General features: G+C 70.6%; 17 protein-coding genes. 9 read left to right on the top strand and 8 right to left on the bottom strand.

Annotated features, from left to right (window positions below; translation table 11 throughout):
* Positions 1–64: 64 nt before the first annotated feature.
* The 5 genes from A176_RS31125 to A176_RS31105 all read left to right on the top strand — a co-directional run bounded on the left by A176_RS31125 (position 65) and on the right by A176_RS31105 (position 5798).
* Positions 65–1720: a mechanosensitive ion channel family protein gene (locus tag A176_RS31125; RefSeq protein ID WP_002636070.1), complete on the top strand. Its 1656-nt coding sequence runs from the start codon at positions 65–67 to the stop codon at positions 1718–1720.
* 100 nt (positions 1721–1820) lie between these two features.
* Positions 1821–2480, top strand: a complete 660-nt coding sequence (locus A176_RS31120; RefSeq protein ID WP_002636069.1) for a DUF4142 domain-containing protein — start codon at positions 1821–1823, stop codon at positions 2478–2480.
* 67 nt (positions 2481–2547) lie between these two features.
* Positions 2548–3501, top strand: a complete 954-nt coding sequence (locus A176_RS31115; RefSeq protein WP_226994038.1) for a hypothetical protein — start codon at positions 2548–2550, stop codon at positions 3499–3501.
* A gap of 27 nt (positions 3502–3528) precedes the next feature.
* A complete protein-coding gene (locus tag A176_RS31110; RefSeq protein WP_002636067.1) occupies positions 3529–4287 on the top strand; it encodes an ATP-binding cassette domain-containing protein in 759 nt (252 codons plus the stop codon).
* On the top strand, positions 4284–5798 hold the full coding sequence (locus tag A176_RS31105) for an ABC transporter permease/substrate-binding protein (protein ID WP_002636066.1): 1515 nt from the start codon (positions 4284–4286) through the stop codon (positions 5796–5798). Before A176_RS31110 ends, A176_RS31105 begins: the two co-directional genes overlap by 4 nt.
* 38 nt (positions 5799–5836) lie before the next feature.
* On the opposite strand, the gene A176_RS31100 is transcribed toward A176_RS31105, so the two are convergent.
* Positions 5837–6808, bottom strand: a complete 972-nt coding sequence (locus tag A176_RS31100) for a COX15/CtaA family protein (protein WP_002636065.1) — start codon at positions 6806–6808, stop codon at positions 5837–5839.
* A gap of 454 nt (positions 6809–7262) precedes the next feature.
* Complete coding sequence (locus tag A176_RS31095; RefSeq protein WP_226994037.1) at positions 7263–9815, bottom strand: sigma-54-dependent transcriptional regulator; 2553 nt, start codon at positions 9813–9815, stop codon at positions 7263–7265.
* Between the two features lie 623 nt (positions 9816–10438).
* Between A176_RS31095 and A176_RS31090 the strand changes: the two genes are divergently transcribed.
* On the top strand, positions 10439–11371 hold the full coding sequence (locus tag A176_RS31090) for a hypothetical protein (RefSeq protein ID WP_002636063.1): 933 nt from the start codon (positions 10439–10441) through the stop codon (positions 11369–11371).
* A 22-nt stretch (positions 11372–11393) separates the two neighbouring features.
* Here A176_RS31090 and A176_RS31085 read toward each other — a convergent pair whose 3' ends face one another.
* The 5 genes from A176_RS31085 to A176_RS31065 all read right to left on the bottom strand — a co-directional run bounded on the left by A176_RS31085 (position 11394) and on the right by A176_RS31065 (position 14389).
* Complete coding sequence (locus A176_RS31085) at positions 11394–11897, bottom strand: hypothetical protein (protein ID WP_144429651.1); 504 nt, start codon at positions 11895–11897, stop codon at positions 11394–11396.
* A gap of 3 nt (positions 11898–11900) precedes the next feature.
* Positions 11901–12320, bottom strand: a complete 420-nt coding sequence (locus tag A176_RS31080) for a hypothetical protein (RefSeq protein WP_002636061.1) — start codon at positions 12318–12320, stop codon at positions 11901–11903.
* Between the two features lie 277 nt (positions 12321–12597).
* The gene (locus A176_RS31075) at positions 12598–13197 is read right to left on the bottom strand and encodes a hypothetical protein (protein ID WP_002636060.1); all 600 of its coding nucleotides are present in this window, start codon (positions 13195–13197) and stop codon (positions 12598–12600) included.
* 111 nt (positions 13198–13308) lie between these two features.
* Positions 13309–13734, bottom strand: coding sequence for a hypothetical protein (locus A176_RS31070; protein ID WP_144429650.1), 426 nt, complete (start codon positions 13732–13734; stop codon positions 13309–13311).
* A 364-nt stretch (positions 13735–14098) separates the two neighbouring features.
* Positions 14099–14389, bottom strand: a complete 291-nt coding sequence (locus A176_RS31065) for a hypothetical protein (RefSeq protein ID WP_002636058.1) — start codon at positions 14387–14389, stop codon at positions 14099–14101.
* A 183-nt stretch (positions 14390–14572) separates the two neighbouring features.
* Here A176_RS31065 and A176_RS31060 point away from each other — a divergent pair, with 183 nt between their 5' ends.
* Positions 14573–14785 (top strand): hypothetical protein, encoded by a 213-nt coding sequence (locus A176_RS31060; protein ID WP_002636057.1) that lies wholly within the window; start codon positions 14573–14575, stop codon positions 14783–14785.
* A gap of 22 nt (positions 14786–14807) precedes the next feature.
* On the opposite strand, the gene A176_RS31055 is transcribed toward A176_RS31060, so the two are convergent.
* Complete coding sequence (locus A176_RS31055; protein WP_002636056.1) at positions 14808–16223, bottom strand: NAD-dependent succinate-semialdehyde dehydrogenase; 1416 nt, start codon at positions 16221–16223, stop codon at positions 14808–14810.
* Positions 16224–16365: 142 nt separating this feature from the next.
* Here A176_RS31055 and A176_RS31050 point away from each other — a divergent pair, with 142 nt between their 5' ends.
* Complete coding sequence (locus A176_RS31050; protein WP_002636055.1) at positions 16366–16608, top strand: hypothetical protein; 243 nt, start codon at positions 16366–16368, stop codon at positions 16606–16608.
* A gap of 119 nt (positions 16609–16727) precedes the next feature.
* Positions 16728–17147: an ExbD/TolR family protein gene (locus A176_RS31045; RefSeq protein WP_002636054.1), complete on the top strand. Its 420-nt coding sequence runs from the start codon at positions 16728–16730 to the stop codon at positions 17145–17147.
* Positions 17148–17163: the final 16 nt, after the last annotated feature.

The raw sequence follows: 17163 nt of genomic DNA, 5'->3' as shown, positions 1-17163 counted from the left end.
CACAGGGTGCTCTTCGTGGTTGTTGGAGGTCAAATCACAGTTTTCATTCCTCCAGGAAACCGACATGCGCCGTTCGCTCGCCTTGCTCCTGCTGTTGCTGCTGCCCCTGCCGGGGTTCGCGCTGAATGGAGGTCTGGGCGAGCCACCCGCGGACGTGGATCGCCGCACGCCCATGGCCACGGCGGCAGGCTTCCTGGACACCGCGCATGCGCGAGACGCGGTGCGTGCGCCCCACTACCTGTCGCTGTCACATCTGCCGCCGGAGCAGCAGGCGGCGGAGGGCCTGCGGCTGGCGAAGCGGCTCGTCTTCGTGCTGGACCGGATGCTGTGGCTGGACTTCGCGAACATCAGCCAGAAGCCGGAAGGCGACTCGCCCGACTCCGTCTACGAATCGCTGGGACAGATTCCATTGCCGCGGGGCTCGGTGGACATCCGCCTGCAGCGCGTGGACGCCCCGGAGGGGCCGGTCTGGGTGGTCAGCGAGGACACGGTGCGCGCCATCGACACGCTCTTCACGGTGTACGGCTCGCCCATGGTGGAGAAGCTGCCGCCGTTCCTCTTCGTCCGGCCGGTGTGGGTGCTGGAGCTGTGGCAGTGGCTGGGCCTGAGCGTGTTGCTCGTGGGCGCGTGGCTCGCGGGCCGGCTGGCGGAGGCGGTGGTGTTGCGGGTGGGCGCGCGTGCGGCGGGCATGACGGCGTCAGGGTGGGATGACCAGTTCGTGGCGGCGGCGAAGGGCCCCTTGCGTCACCCGGTGGCCGCGGTGATGGTGGCGTCCTGCACGCGGCTGCTGCTGTTCCCGCCGCCCGCGCAGCACCTGGTGGACGTGATTTCGCGTTCGGTCGTCATCGTGGCGGTGGCGTGGTTCCTCGTGCGCTTCGTGCGGCTGGCCGCGGGCTTCGTGGAGGACCGCGTGGGCACGGAGGGGCAGAACGTGGCCCGGGTGCGCGGGCTGCGCACGCAGTTGGCCGTCATGCGCCGGGTCATCGAGTGCGCCATCGTGCTGGTGGCGGGCTCGTTGCTGCTGCTCCAGTTCGAGGCGGTGCGCAACGTGGGCGTGTCGCTGCTGGCCTCGGCGGGCATCGCGGGCCTGGTGCTGGGCCTCGCCGCGCAGAAGTCCATCTCCACGCTGCTGGCGGGCATCCAGCTCTCCATCACCCAGCCGGTGCGAATCGGCGACACCGTCATCGTGGAGGGCGAGTGGGGCTGGGTGGAGGAAATCACCCTCACGTACATCGTCGTGAAGGTGTGGGATTTGCGCCGGCTGGTGGTGCCGATGAGCCACTTCCTCGACAAGCCCTTCCAGAACTGGAGCAAGGTGTCGCCGGACATCCTGGGCACGGCCGAAATCTACGCGGACTTCCGCACCAACGTGCCGGCCGCGCGCGCGGAGCTGGAGCGCATCGTCGCGACGGACGGCAAGGGGCTCTGGGACGGCAAGGTCGTCCGGCTCCAGGTGACGGACTGCACCGAGCGCACCATCAAGCTGCGCGCCCTGGTGAGCGCGTCGGATTCGGGCAAGGCGTGGGACCTGCGCTGCGTGGTCCGCGAGAAGTTCATCGAGTACCTCCAGAAGCAGCCGCACGGCCTGCCGATGCTCCGCGCCGAGGCCTCCCACACGAGCGCGCAGGAGGGCGCCGCCGTCACGTTGGGCGTGGTGCCCCTGGGCGGTGGCGCGGCGGGCGCGAACACCGTGGTGCCAGCGAGCAGGCGTCAGGACTGAGCCGCGTGTCCACGGGGCCCCATGGGGAGGTCCCGCCGGGCAGGCCCTGTTTGCCGGACGGCATGTGCGGCGCCCACCTTCGGACAGTCTGGAGGTGGACATGGCTGGAAGGCTTGGCAGTGCGGGCGGCGTGGTGGTCCTGGCGGCCATGCTGGGGGGCGCTCCCTTCGTGGGGCTCGCGCCCCGGGCGGAGGCGAGCCAGGCGCGGCAGACGCGGGACGTGTTGGCGGAGCGGGATTTGCTCCTGGCGCGGCTCGCCCTCTTCGACGCGAGCGCCATCGCGTCCGCGAACCTGGCGCTGGAGAAGTCGGCCAATCCACAGGTGCGTCAGTTCGCCCTCCGGATGGTCGAGGACCACCGCAGGCACCTCGACTCGCTGAAGCAGTGGGGCAGCTCTCCGTCCATGGATGTCGTGGTGGCGGACCTCGTCCAGCCCAGGGTCACGCAGGGGCAGGGCGTGGGGGGCTCGGGCGGCGACGACCAGAGCATGCCGATGCAGCGCGCGGATGCGCGCATCGAGCGCGGGGTGAGCGAGGCGCAGCAGCACCTGGCAGCGCTTCGGAAAGCGCAGGGCGAGGACTTCGACAAGGCCTTCTTGAAGCGCGTCGTCGAGGACCAGGAGCAGGGGCTCCACCTGGTGAAGCAGGCGCAGGCGGACTACAAGAATGACGGGGGCTTCACGCTCATGCTCGACAGGACGGGGAACCTCGCTGACCGCCACTTGCAGCGGGCGCGAGGGCTGGAAGAGTCCTTCGAGTGAACGCGCCGACGTTTCACCGGGCCTGACGGGTTGACGTGGCACGACGGCGGCGCCTAACTCCGCGAGCATGAGGACCGCCGCGAGGTTGCTGTCGGTGTACCTGGCCGGGGCCTTGTGCGCGTGCGCCATGTCTCCGGCCCGTGTGCCGCCCGTGGCACCGGAGGGCGCGACGTCCGTGGGGCCCTTCGTGCCCGAGGCCCGCGACCTCTTCGAAGGTTGCGTGCCCGTGCCGGACAGCGAGCGCTCCCGGCTGTACCGCTGCGAGGGCCTCACCGTCTGGTTGGCCGAGCGCGACGGCATGACGCTCGAGCAGGCGCTCGCCGAGGCCCAGGTCCGCGTCACCCAGCGCCTGGGGGCCGGGGTGACGTCTGTCGAGGATGCGCTGCCGCTCGCGGGCAGGCCGTGGCCCGCGGTGCGCTTCGAGGCGTGTGCCGCGGGGGACTGCCGCGCGGGAGGTTATGTCTCGGCGGTTACGGGCGAGCTGGACCGGGTGCGGCAGCTCGGGTGTGTGGCGCGAGCGAACGCCCGCCCGCTGCTGGCGCGCTGCGTGGAGCTGCTCGAGTACCTCGCGTCGAATGGCACTCCGGAGGGCGAACCCCTGGGCGCGGACGCGCTGCTCGTTCCACCGCGGTTGCCGTGGCGTCCGCTGGCCGTCCCGGACGGGTGTCAGCTCTCCGTGTCCACGGCGCGCTCGGGACGCCTCCGCTGCGAGGACGCTTCGTTCCTGTGGAGCCTCTACACGCCGGCCCGGCCCGCGGTGACGGCGCGGTGGCGTTCGCGGAGTGTGGAGGCGTTGTGGGAATCGCTGCCCGGCGCGGGGGCGGTGGAAGAGGTGTCCTGCCAGTTGGAGAACCTGGACACGCGTTGCTCGCGCTTCACCGTGCCCGCTCCGGAAGGGGCGCTCGTCGTGTGGGCCGCCGCCGTGGAATGGGAGGACCGGGCCCTCTTCGCCGCGTGCAGCCATCGCGCGTCCGAGGCGCCGTTCCCCGCGGTCTGCAACGGCGCATTCACCCTGCCTTGATGCTGGCGAAGCGAAGGACGGCACCGCGTGTACGAGCTTCAGGACGTCTCCAAATCCTACGGGTCGATGCAGGCCTTGCATCCGCTCAGCCTGACGCTGCCCACGGGACGCACCACGGTGCTGCTCGGGCCCAGCGGCTGTGGCAAGTCGACGTTGTTGCGGCTGCTCAATGGCTTGTTGCCGCCGGACACCGGCCGCGTGCTCTTCGATGGGAAGCCCTTGCCCGCGGAGGGCGAGGCGCTGCTCGCGGTGCGGCACCGCGTGGGGTACGCGCTCCAGGGCGGCGGCCTCTTTCCGCACCTCACGGGCGAGGAGAACGTCACCCTCATGGCCCACCACCTGCGCTGGCCCGCCACGAAGCTGCGCGAGCGGCTGGAGTCCCTGGTCGAGCTGACGCGCTTCCCCACGGACGCGCTGGCGCGTTATCCCTCGCAGCTCTCAGGGGGGCAGCGTCAGCGGGTGGCGTTGATGCGCGCGTTGATGTTGGACCCGGACGTGCTGCTGCTGGACGAGCCGTTGGGGGCCTTGGATCCGCTGGTGCGTCACGAACTGCAGGGCGACCTGCGCGGCATCTTCGCGCGCCTGCGCAAGACGGTGGTGCTGGTGACGCATGACCTGGCCGAGGCGGGCTTCCTGGGTGACAGCATCCTCCTGATGCGAGAGGGGCGGGTGGTGCAGCAGGGACGGCTCGCGGACCTGGAGGCACGGCCCGCGGATGACTTCGTCACGCGCTTCATCCAGGCGCAGCGGCCCCTGCCCGGTGGCGGAACGGAGGGCTCGGCGTGAGGGCCTGGGTGGTGGTGTGTTGCCTGCTCGCGAGTGCCTGTGGACGGTCCTCGGCCCCTGGAGAGGGGACGCCCACCGTGCGCGTGGGTTCCAAGAAGTTCACCGAGTCCGTCATCCTGGGCGAGGCGGTGACCCAGCTCGCGCGGAGCACGGGGGCGAAGGTGACGCACCGGCGGGAGCTGGGCGGCACGGCGGTGCTGTGGGAGGCGCTGCGGCGGGGCGAGCTCGACGTGTATCCCGAGTACACGGGCACGTTGCGACAGGAGCTGCTGTCGGGCCGCCACCTGCCGGACGATGCGGCGCTGCGCGAGGCGCTGGCGGAATCCGGTCTGCGGATGAGCGAGCCGCTGGGCTTCAACAACACGTATGCGCTGGGCATGAAGGAGGCGGAGGCGCAGCGGCTGGGCATTCGAAGCATCTCCGACTTGAAGAAGCACCCGGAGCTGCGCTTCGGTTTCAGCAATGAGTTCATGGACCGCGCGGATGGATGGCCCGCGCTGAGAAGCCGCTACCAGCTTCCCCAGCGAGACGTGCGCGGGCTCGACCATGACCTGGCGTATCGAGGAATGGAGAGCGGGGCGCTCCAGCTCACGGACCTGTACTCCACGGACGCGGAGATTCTGGCGTACGGGCTGCGGGTCCTGGAAGACGACCTGCACCACTTCCCCGCCTACGACGCCGTGCTGCTGTACCGCGACGACTTGGCGTCACGCGCGCCCGACGCCTTGTCCGCGATGCTTCGCCTGGAAGGTCGCGTGTCCGAGGAGGACATGGTGAAGCTCAACGCGCAGGCGCGGCTGGAGCGCGTGCCGGAGGGGCGTGTGGCCGCGGACTTCCTGGGCCGCGCGTTGGGCGTCACCTCGGAGGTGCGCGGTGAGGGGCTGGTTTCCCGCGTGTGGAAGCGCACGCGCGAGCACCTGTTCCTCGTGGGCGTGTCCTTGCTGGGGGCGGTGCTGCTCGCCGTGCCGTTGGGCGTGGTGGCCGCGCGGCGGCCTCGGCTGGGGCGGGGTGTGCTGGGGCTGACGGGGGTCATCCAGACCGTGCCGTCGCTGGCGTTGTTGGTGGTGATGATTCCGTTGCTGGGGATTGGCTCGCGCCCGGCGATCGCGGCGCTGTTTCTCTACAGCCTGTTGCCCATCGTGCGGAACACGGCGGCCGGGCTGGCGGGAATCCCCTTGGAGGTTCGCGAGTCGGCGGAGGCCCTGGGGCTGCCCGCGCGAGCACGGCTGTGGCGCATCGACCTGCCCATGGCCGCGCCGTCCATCCTCGCGGGGGTCCAGACGGCGGCGGTCATCAACGTGGGCACGGCCACCCTGGGCGCGCTCGTGGGCGCGGGCGGCTACGGCCAGCCGATTCTCACGGGCATCCGGCTGGATGATGTGAGGCTCATCCTGGAGGGCGCCGTCCCCGCCGCGGCGCTGGCGCTGCTCGCCAGCGGCTTGTTCGACGGGGTGGAGCGCCTCGTGGTGCCCAAGGGGTTGCGACTGGGGGCGGCCGCGCGTTCACGCTGAGGCGTGATGGTGTGGCGCCCCGCGCCGCTGACCGTCCGTCAGACGGGCTCGGCGCTCGACGCGGGCGCCGTCTCGGCCACGAGCCGGGGCGCATCCGCCGCGAGGCCCGACGCGCACATCACCACCACGGACATCCACACGAAGTCCGCCAGCAGCAGGTGCACGAGCTGCATCCACACCGGCGCCAGCAGGAGGAGGTTCGTGACGCCCGCGCCCAACTGCACCGCGTACAGCACCGTGATGGCGGACGCCGCGCGCCGCACGTCCTCGGACGGCCGCAGCCGCGCCACCCAGCGTGAGGCCACCACCAGGAACGCGCCCATCCCCACGGCGATCAACGGATGCAGCACGCGCAGCCTGATGAGGATGTGCGCCGTCTCGGACACGTCCTGGCGCAGGCCCTCCGCCAGCGTGGTGGAGGGGAAGAGCGTGTCGCCCAGCGCGGCGATGGCGCCGCTGACGCCCAGCACCAGCAGCCCCAGGATGCTCAGGCCCATCAGCGCGCCCGGCAGCCCCTGGCCGCGCAGGCTCAGCGCCGCCCGGCCCCGGGCGAACCAGATGACCAGCGTCTGCGCGCCCACCAGGAGGAAGGTGTTCACCAGGTGCACGCCCATCCAGAGCGCCCGGCCCACCGACGCGTTGTCCGCCACGTACTTCAAGAGGACGATGCCGGCGCCCACCAGCGCCTCCGTCACCATGAAGAACAGGGCCCAGGCCGCCGCGCTCCGCACCGGATGGCCCTTGGCGTGGCCCCGCCGCGCCCAGACGTAGAGCGCCAGCGCCAGAATCATCACCAGGCCGCTCGTCAGCCGGTGCGTGTACTCGATGAGCGTCTGGACGCTGGGCTCGCGGGGGATGACCTCGCCGTTGCACACCGGCCAGTGGTCACCACAGCCCGCGCCGGAGCCCGTGGCGCGCACGAAGGCCCCCCACAGAATCACGACCAGCGTGAAGGCGAGCACCCCCAGGCTGAAGGCCTGGAACCGGCGGGACGAGGCAGCGTGGGTCATCGGCCTCCCCCTTAACCCACTTCCATCCGATCCGCTGTCCCACACCGCCCCCGCCGGCTCACCCCGGCCATCAGCGAGGCTGCTCGGCCCCTGGGTAGGACACATCCAGTGTTTCCGGAATGATTCAGATGGATGCCGTGCTGCACCCATTGGATATGCCCGGGCCCCGGACGGGCGCGCGGATGATTTCCATTTGAGTCAATGGCCCTCCCGGGCACTGGCACGCCGGGTGCTTAACACTCAGGACAAGTGCATCCGGCGCTGCGCGGGCGTCCCAGCACGAACCTTCCACATGGAGGCCGCTTCGGTGGCCTCGGCACCCCGGGCCGGAGTTTCCCCCCTCTCCGTCCCGCGGGTGTGTTTTTCCAGAGGCACGTTCCTCTGGAGTCGCTTCCCACAGGGGTGTGGGGAAACAGGGCGGAGCGCATCGCGGGTTGAGGACACTCCTCTGACTTCAGCCCGCGATGCGCATCTGCTCCGCTCCCAGCACCGCCGGGAAGGGCCCGTAGGCCATCGACCGCTCAATCACGTTCCGCAGCTCGCGCACGTTGCCGGGCCACGGGTGCGCCATCAGCGCCGCGATGGCGTCCGGCCCCAACTGGGGTGGGTCCATGCCCTGGGGCGTGAGCTGCCGGACGAAGTGCCGGGCGAGCGCCACCACGTCCTCGCGCCGCTCCCGCAGCGGGGGCACGCGCACCGGCACCACCTGGAGGCGGTAGTAGAGGTCCTCTCGGAAGCGGCCCTCCCTCACCAACTGGCTCAAGTCCCGGTGCGTGGCCGCCACCACCCGCACGTCCACCTCCACGGGCCGCGTCTCGCCCAGGGGGAAGACCTCGCCGTTCTCCAGGAAGCGCAGCAGCTTGGGCTGGACCTCCAGGGGCAGCTCGCCAATCTCGTCCAGGAACAGGGTGCCGCCGTGCGCGGCGCGGATGACGCCCGGGTGGTCCGTGGCCGCGCCGGTGTACGCGCCGCGCCGGTGGCCGAAGAGCTGGCCCTCGAAGAGGTCCCGGGGCACGGCGGCGCAGTTGAAGGCCACGTAGGGCTGCTGCGAGCGGGCGGACAGGGCGTGGAGCGCTCGGGCGACCAGCTCCTTTCCGGCGCCGGACTCACCGGTGACGATGACGGTCGCGCGGCTGGAGGACAGGCTCGCCAGGTCGGCGCGAAGCCGCTTCATGGCGGGGGACGCGGCGATGAAGCCGGGGACGTCCGCGTCGCGCGTGTCCTCGCCGCTGGTTGTGTCGGCGGGCAGGTCGGACTGCGCGAAGCCCCGCAGGGTGGCGACCTCCATCGCGAAGCCGCCCAGTCGGGACAGCGCGGTCAGCAGCGCGCGGCCATCCGGTGGCAGCGTGCCCGCGACGCCCAGCCGGAGCCGCCGGCCACAGCCGTCCCCGAACTCCACGGACTCGGTGGCCGGCACGGACGACTCGCCCGCCACCGGCGTGGCCTGGCCTTGCGAGTCCAGCTCCTCCAGCCGGGGGGCGCTCTGGGGAAACAGTCCCTCCACCACCGCCATCAGCTCGCGCTGGATGAGGGGGGCGCCCATGCCGCGCACGGACAGCCGCTCGAAGGGGACGACCAGCGCCTCCGCTCCCAGCCGCCGGCCCTCGCTGGCGGTGGCCGGGTCGACGCCCACGGAGGGCTCATGGGCCACGTAGTGGATGAAGTGCTGCTGGTGGACCGCCATGCCCACGCGGTGCAGCTCCGCCTCGCTGGCGGCCAGCAGCTCGCCGGCGGCGGGGTCGCCGTCCATGCGCGCCAGCAGCGCCAGCAGGTGGCGGGTGTAGACGGCCATGCACAGGTCGCCGGTGAGGCTGAAGGTGCCCAGCGAGGCCTGGAGCAGCTCCCGGGCCTCGGCGGTGCGGCCATCCAGCACGTGCAGCAAGGCCTCGAAGCGGTGGAGCAGGGCGGAGTGCCACGCCGACGGCATGCGCTCCAGGAAGGCGCGAGCCCGCCGCAGCAGCACGCGGCCCTCGTCGCGCTGGCACGCGTAGACGCGCGCGTACGTCTCATACAGCAGGCACTCGCGGCGCAGGTAGGGCCAGCCGCCCAGCTCCAGGACGCGCTGACCGGCGGCGGCGAAGCCCTCGGCGGCGCGCAGCGCGCGGCCCTCGGCCAGGTCCGCCAGTGACTCCGCGAACTGGGCGTAGGCGCCCGTGAGGGCCCGCTGGATGGTGCCGTCGTACGCCGTCAGGTGCCGGGCCAGCCGGCGCAGGCCGGAGTACCGGCCCGTGAGCAGGTACAGCCGCGCGCGCGTCACCGTCAGGTAGAGCGGCGTCCAGCGCAGCTCCTCCACCACGGCGTCCGCTTCGTCCAACACCGTCTCGGCTTCCGTGAAGCGCGCCAGCCGCAGCAGGGCCTCGGCCTCCGCGCGCGCGGCGAAGATGAAGGAGAAGCCCCGGGCCATGCGCCCGCCGTAGGCGGCCTCGCGCGCGCGGCGCACCAATTGGAGCGCCTCGGACGGCTCACAGGCTTCTTCCAACCTGCGCTGGGCGAGGAAGGCCAGGTTGCGCGCCTCCAGGAAGGCGTAGCCCATGCGCGCCGCGCCCTGCGCGACGTCGCGGAAGCGGCGCGTGGCCGCGGTGGCCTCGCCGCGCAGGGCCGCTTCGTGCGCGCAGGCGTCCTCGGCCAGCAGCCGCAGCGCCGGGTCCTTGACGCCCACCAGCGCCTCGCTGAGCCGCCCGGAGCCGTGGGTGATGCGCTCCGCCTCGCCCAGGTAGAAGCCGCAGGCCACCTCGGCCATGCGCAACTGGCAGCGCACCTCCGGGTCATCGTGGTTGGCCAGCAGGGCCTCCGCGCGCGCCACGCACGCGGCGGACTTGTTCGCGTCGAACAGCTTGCCGTCCGGAGACGCGTAGAGGTTGGCCGCCATCGCGAGCACGCGCAGCTCCACCTCTTCAGGGAGGATGCCGGCCTCCGCGGTGGCCAGGTGCGGCAACAGCGTGGTGAAGGCGCCCCGGCTGTCCTCGCGGCCCCAGCGTTGGAGGTACGCCAGTCCCACCGCCGCCATGGCCCGGCCACCGGGGTTCGCAGCACGCCCGAGGCCAGCAGCGACAGCAGGTCCTCCTCGGCGGCGCGCCACTCGGCGCGTGTCAAATGGGTGACGCAGGGGAGGATGCGCGCCAGCTCCTCGGGGTGCAGCTCCTGACGTTTGGAAAACGTGACGGTGGGGGACGGCGCGCCGCCACGGGCCGCGAGCTGGCGGAGCGCGACGGCCACGCGGCCGCGCGGACGGCGGGCCTGGGGGGCCTCGCTCGGCAGCTCCCAGCGATAGACGGTGAGCGGGGTGACGCCCAGCAGGCGAGCGAAGGCCGCGCGGCTCTGCTCACCCCGCAACGCGCGGATGGTCTCGGGTTCCCACCCAGCACTCTCCCCCTTCTCCTCCGGTAACTCCACGGCACCTGCCCCCTTTTTCGCCCCCCGACGGCGCACATTCTCTACGGAGTTTCCCTGGGCGAATGCAAACGGTTGAGCATTTCCGTTTCTTACGGACTGCATATTCAGCAGGCGGCGAATGGTGCGCTTGCCCTCCCAGGGAGGGGGTGTCGTCGTTATCGTCACCTCGTGCCCCGCGGACGTTCTCAACCACCGATTTCCACACCCACCCGGCTCCAACATGAACGCCTGCTCAGGTTGGAGGACGCGCTGTCGGAGGGCCGCGCGCGCGAGGACGCGGCGGTGGAGGCCTGGGTGCGCCGCACCGGGCAGATGCCGCCCCGGAAGATTCGCCGCAAGTGGGAGAAGCAGTGGCGGCGGGAGGCGAAGCACGAGGCCCGCCGCGCCGAGCAGGCGCTCCGCTCCAACCGCTCGCGCAACCCCGGCCGGGGCGCCGCGTACGTCGCCATCGCGATAACGTGCGTGCTCATGGCGCTGGGGCAGCCCCGGCGGCTGTGGTGGCTCGCCTTCGTGGCCCTGGGGCTCCTGCTGGCGTCGGTGAAGCACCTGGAGCGGCCCCGCCGCGACGAGTCCCGCGCGGGTGAGGCCGAGCCTCCGCCGCGGACCCCTTCGGGCGCGGTGGACGAGGACCCCCGGGTGGCGAAGGTGGATGCCCTCTGTGCCCGGTTGATGGAGGCCCTGCGTGACGGGCCGCCGGTGCTGCGCGAGGTGGTGCACGCGCCCGAGCGCACCGTGGAGGCCCTGCGGCAGGGGTGTCACGCGCTGGTGCGCCGCGAGCGGGAGCTGCGCGCGCTGGTGCCCGCGGAGGCGTCCCAGCGGTTGGCGGAGGAGCGCGAGACGCTGGCGGCGCGCGTGGCCACGGAGTCCGACGCGGTGGTGAAGGAGCGGCTGTCCGGAGCCCTGGCCGCGCTAGATGCGCAGCGGCACCAGCGCGCGGAGCTCGTCACCGCGGCGGCGCGGCTGGAGGCCGAGCACATGCGCCTCTACTACACGCTGGAGGGCCTCTACGCGCAGGTGCTGCGCGTGCGCTCGGCGGACACCGTGGACGAGGACGTCGCGGGCCAGGGCCTCCGCCAGAGCGTGGAGCAGTTGGGCGCGGAGGTGGAGGCGGTGACGCAGGCGTTGGAGGAGGTCCACGGCGCGCCCGGTGGCCGCGTCCGGACGCGGTAGCCTCACCTCGCCGTGGCGTGTGTCACGGCTGTGTGTCGACGGGCGCGCACCGCTGCCAGCCGACCTTCAAGGCCACCCACAAGGCGGGCAGCGTCAGGAGGTCCCCGACGTCGGCGGTGTGCCTGACGGGGCGCACGGGCGGAATCCAGGACGCGTCCGTGACGAGCGCCCAGGCCGCGTACACGGGCCATTGCAGGAGGCCCAGCCCCCAGCGCCAGGCGTCCCCCGCGAGCTCGGAGACCTGGATGACGGAGAAGCACACGCCTGTCGCCAGGACGCAGGCGTGGAGCACCGCCCGGGATGGTTGAAAGTTCCGGGCATCGCGGGGGCTCAGGTGTTCCCACAAACCCTGGAGCAGCAGCGGGAACATGGCGAGCCCCGCCACGTCCGAGAGTTTACCGGTCCACCAGGATGGCCACCGCGCCTTGAACACGTGGTCGTTGAGGATGAGCAGCGCCACCGCCACGAGGATGGCGGGATGGAGCATGGCGCTGCCCGGCGTCGGCCGTTCAAGTGCGGTGGCCATGCTTCAGCGGTCCGAGAAGGTGATGAAGATGTCCTGCTTGGACAGCTCGTCCGGGGTGTCGTGATAGACGGCGACCCCCAGGTTCCATTCGGTGATGTCGAGGGTGCCCGGGGCCTCGCTGTCGAGGTGGAACTCCAGGTCCCCTTCGAAGATGCACTCCTGCCTGGAGGTGCAGTTCGGGGTGAGGCTGTACTCGGCGTGGTGATCCACGGGCAGCGGCTGGGCACTCAAGGGCGGTTCGTCATGGCCATCCCGGAGGGCGTCGGCCCAGCGCAGATGGAAGCGGGGCGTGGGCGCGCTCGCATCCTCCGGCGTCCATCGGACCTTCACATGTGCGTCCACGCTCACGGAGGCGCTGATGTCCTCCTTCGGCGTGAGGCGAATGGTGACGTGGCGGGTGACCTTGGTTTGCTCCGCGGACATCGTGAACGTCGGCCCGGTGAATTGAGCCGTCGTGGTGTGGCTTTGGGACGTGGCCACGGTTCCGAGACAGGCGAGGAGAAGCGCCGCGCGAGCAGCCCCGTTGCGAATCAATGCGCCTGCGCGGGTGAAGGACTTCGAGGAATGCACGGTACCCCCAGGGGTGGATGCTGGGGCCGGAGAGCAACGGTCATGCCAGGGTTGTTTCGAGGGGAGCCTTCACCGGGCCGTGAGGAAACCCTGACGTGGGTGTCCGGCCCTGGCTGTCGCTGGTTGTGATTCAGCGCTGCGCGACGGTGAGGAAGACATCCTTCGCGGGGAGCTTCTTGCCAGAGCTCGGATGGAGCTCGGCGCGCAGCTCCCATTGAAAGACTTCGAACCGCCCCGGGGCCTTGTCCTCGAGCTTGAATTCGAGGTCGGCCTCCCACAGACATTCTTGTTGGGCTTCGCAGTCGATGGGACGCGGAACGTCCACGCTGCCCTGGAACTGCAAGGCGTCGTGTTCGACCATCCGGAGGTTGGACGCGAAGGCGGTTCGCTGGTTCGCGTGTGTCCAGGCCAGGTGAAGCGTGGGGGGCGCGCCGGTGGCCGGCAACGGACTGGCGGGGATCCACCGCGCCAGGATGCTGGCTGACACGGAGACGTCCCCGGAGAAGGCCTGCGCCTGGGGCGCGATGCGAACCGTCACGTGGCGTTTCGTGTGGCCCTGCTGGCTCGTGAGCGTGACGGGGGGGATGGGATGGTCGGGGAAGCTGATGATGATGGTCGCGCGGGGCTCCGAGGTGGCCAGCGTGCCGACGCTGGTGAGGAGCAGCGCGGCACGGATGAGTCCACTTCGGAGCGGGGAGTCAGGGGCGATGACGGACGTCGACGAAGGCACGGGGTTCCCGGGGGGCGGTTGCAGATGCAACGAAGCAACGCCCATGCCGTATCGGCCCCGAGGAGATTCCGGGGCGGGCCCAGGGGAAACCCCGACTTTTATGTCGGGGCCTCAGGGCTCCTCGACTCCGAGGATGGAAACGGAGCCTTGAAGGGGTCTCTCGACGACGCTGGGGCTGACCCGGACGCGCAACATCCATTCTTGGATGTGGACCGTGCCCTGCGCATCGCCGTCGAGGTGGAAATCGAGGTCTGCCTCCCACGAGCAGGGCTGGAGGGGGATGCATTCAATGAAGTGGGAGAGGTGGACCCGTCGCGAGAGAGGGTTCAGCGGTGGGTCGTATTCCGGGTAGGGGATGGTGGCGGGCTCGCTGTGGCCGTCTCCGTCCTCACGCGTCAATGACAGATACAGCGAGGCGCTTCCTCGGGGCGGCGGCGTGGCGGGCTGCCAGCGGGCCTGGATTTCGGCCTCCACGACGATGTCTCCGGAGAGCGCCTCTTCCTGCGGCGGGATGGAGACGAGCACGCGACGCGTCACGAGCGCTTGCTGGTCCGTGAAGTCAAAAGGCCTCCCCCTGAAGGTCGCGATCGTCGGCTCCTCCGGGGGCGGACCGTCTGGCTTGGGGGACGGCGGCGGCTCATTGCGGGAGGTGGCCATGCTGCCGACGCAGGCGATGAGCAGGACTGCTCGGCCGGCCCAGTGACGGAATCGCGAGCCGAGGGGCGCGACGGACTTCGATGAATGCACGGTGCCTCCAGAGGGGTGATTGCGGATGCAACAAAGCAACACCCATGCCGCACGGTCTCCGAGGCAGCGCGGCTGCTCCCTGGTAGGAAGTCACGACTTCCATGTCAGGGCCCGGGTGGCACGAATGTCAGCCCGGACCCTGGCTTGGGGCGGGTCAGCGGACCTCGGGGCAGTCCCAGACGTTGCGCGTCCCGAGCGGCCGGCAGACGCAGACGTAGTCGGACCAGATGCCATCCGTACAAGCCTGCGTCGCGTTCTGACGGGCACAGGAGGTGTAGTGGAGGTTCCAGCAGAACGGGAGCAGGTCACGGCCCTTGCTGGCCTCGTCGAACGCCTCCTGGCTCACGAGTTCCTCCGGGTCCACCGACACGTCTTCCGGGTCGAACTCGGGCGCGGCGAAGGCGGGCAGCGACAACGACAGCACGGCGAGGAACACCTTCTTCATGGGCACGCTCCGGGGGGCTGCGAGGGATTGCTGTGCCGCATTATAGCCCGCGCGCTGACAAAGCCTGCCATGGGACATGACGTGTCGCGCCAACGGGTTTCAATCCGAACCGGCGGGGTCCCTTGTCCGGTGCGTGTCTGGAATGGAGAATCCTCGCTTCATCACCTGCAAGGAGTCGTGCGCATGAAGCGAATCGTCGCGATGCTGGCGGTGGCGGGTTGCATGGTCTCTGGCTGTGGTCCGGCGGAGGACGCCGAAGACGTGGGCTTCGAGCCCTCGTCCACCGAGCAGCGCCTGACACCGTGTCTGGCGAACTGTTATCCGTCCTGCGTGGGTACGACCACGCAGGTCAATCAGTGCAAGGCGGCGTGCCGAGTGGAGTGCGCGGGGAGCTGAGCCCACGCGCGACGCGTGCGCGTTACTCGCCAAGTTTGCTGGAGGGAGGCGCCTGCTTCGCGCCTCCGTCTGGCTCGGCGATGCGGACCGACTTGATGTTGAGGAACTCGTGGATGCCCACGTCCGCCAGCTCGCGTCCGTGGCCGGAGTGCTTCACGCCGCCGAACGGCAGCCTCGCATCCGAGGCCACCAGGGCATTGACGAACACCATGCCCGCGTCGATGCCGTCGATGAAGCGGCGCTGCTCGGCTTCGTCTTGCGTCCACACGCTGGCGCCCAGGCCGAACGGGGTCGCGTTGGCCAGCGTGATGGCATGGTCCACGTCGCGGGCCCGCAGCAGCGTGGCCACGGGGCCGAAGAGCTCGTCGTGGAAGGCGGGCGCCTCGGGCGGCGGCTCGGCGAGGACGGTGGCCGGGTAGAAGTTCCCCGGGCGCTCCAGCGGCTTTCCGCCCAGCAGGAGCTTCGCGCCGGCCTTCACGCTGGCCTCCACCTGCGCGTGCAGCCCGTCCAGGATGCTCCGCGTGGCCAGCGGGCCCAGGTCCGTCTTCGCCTCCATGGGGTCGCCCACGGTGACGCGCTTCATGCGCTCCACGAAGCGGCGCTCGAACTCCGGGTAGATGGCGTCCGCGACGATGAAGCGCTTGGCGGCGATGCAGGACTGACCGTTGTTGATGAGCCGCGCGGACACCGCCGTCTCCACTGCCTTCTCCAGGTCCGCGCTGGGCATGACGACGAACGGGTCGCTGCCGCCCAGCTCCAGCACCACCTTCTTGATGGCCTTGCCCGCGGCGGCGCCCACCGCGCGTCCGGCGCCCTCGCTGCCGGTGAGCGTCACCGCGCGGACGCGCGGGTCCTCGATGACGCGGTTCACCTCGGATGTCTCGATGAGCAGGTTCTGGAACGCGCCACGTGGGAAGCCGGCCTGGAGGAACAGCTCCTCCAGGGCCTGCGCGCACTGCGGCACGTTGTGCGCGTGCTTGAGCAGGCCCACGTTCCCCGCCATCAGCGCGGGCGCGGCGAAGCGGACCACCTGCCAGAAGGGGAAGTTCCACGGCATGATGGCCAGCACGGGCCCCAGCGGTTGGTAGCGCACGAAGGCCCGGCCACTGCCTAGGTCGACGGGCTTGTCGCGCAGGAGCGCCTCCCCCTTCTCCACGTAGTAGCGGCAGGCGGTGGCGCACTTCTTCGCCTCGGCCTTCGCGGCCTCCAGGGGCTTGCCCATCTCCTGCGTCATGATGCGGCCGTAGCGGCCGGCCTCGGCCTCCAGCAGGTCCGCCGCGCGCCTCAGCCAGACGGCGCGGTCGGCGTAGGTCGTCTGGCGGTAGGTGCGGAACGTCTCGGCGGCGGTCTGGAGCTTCGCCTCCAGCTCCTCGGGGGTGAGGGGCGTGAAGGTGCGCAGCGTCTTGCCCGTCGCCGGGTCAATGGTGGCAATGGCCATGGAAGTGCCTCCTGGGGGCTCTTTGATAGCAGCCAGGCTCGGGGAGACCGTGCCGCTCGTGGCCCGAGCGTCCAGCCGTTCACTCCAGGGCTTTCGCCGCCCTGGCCCCTCCTTTATATGGGGAGCAGGACTGGAGACCGCCATGGCCACCGACATCATCCGCGAGCGTCGCTTCAACTTCCTCATCGCCGGGGTGCTGTCCTTCTTCATCCCCGGGCTGGGGCAGCTCTACAAGGGGCAGTTCATCCGCGCCGTCCTGTGGTTCCTGATGGTGGGCGCTGGCTACTGGCTCTTGTTGATCCCCGGCTTCGTGCTGCACGTCTTCTGCGTGCTCGGCGCGGCCTTCGGCAGCGCGGGGAAGGACCACATCCGCATGCCGGGCTAGCGGCCGAGAGGCCCTCGTCACCATGACGCAACGGTGACGGAATCCTGGCGGGCTGCCCGCCAGCGTCCCTTCATGCCCAGCTACCTCTCGGGTTGCCTCTTCAATTGGAGCAACCGCGCATGGGTATGTCCGCTGGTGCTGGCCGGGGTGGAATCAAGAGCGACATCAACGTCACCCCGCTCGTGGATGTGGTGCTGGTGCTGCTCATCATCTTCATGGTGGTGACGCCCCTGATGAAGCGCGGGCGCGACGTGACGCTGCCCAAGGCCTCCCAACCGGAGGCGAAGGCGGCCGAAGAGCCCCTCTTCCTGTCGATGACGGCGGACCGGAAGCTGTACGTCGAAGACGACCTCTATCCCGATGAGGCCGCCTTCCTGGCCCGGCTCCAGACGGAGATGCGGAAGCAGCCGGGGCGGAGGCTCCTGCTCAAGGCGGACCAGTCCCTCACGTACGGGGACGTCGGGCGAATCGTCCAGAAGGTCCGGGTGGCGGGCGTGGGGCAGGTGGCCCTGGGCGTGGAGGTCGTCGAGCGTCCCTAGCGCGCGCCAGCGGACG

The organism is Myxococcus hansupus (assembly GCF_000280925.3).
Taxonomy (GTDB): Bacteria; Myxococcota; Myxococcia; order Myxococcales; family Myxococcaceae; genus Myxococcus; species Myxococcus hansupus.
Note: the sequence above shows the minus strand (reverse complement) of the source record. Positions and strands in the feature narration are given on the sequence as shown.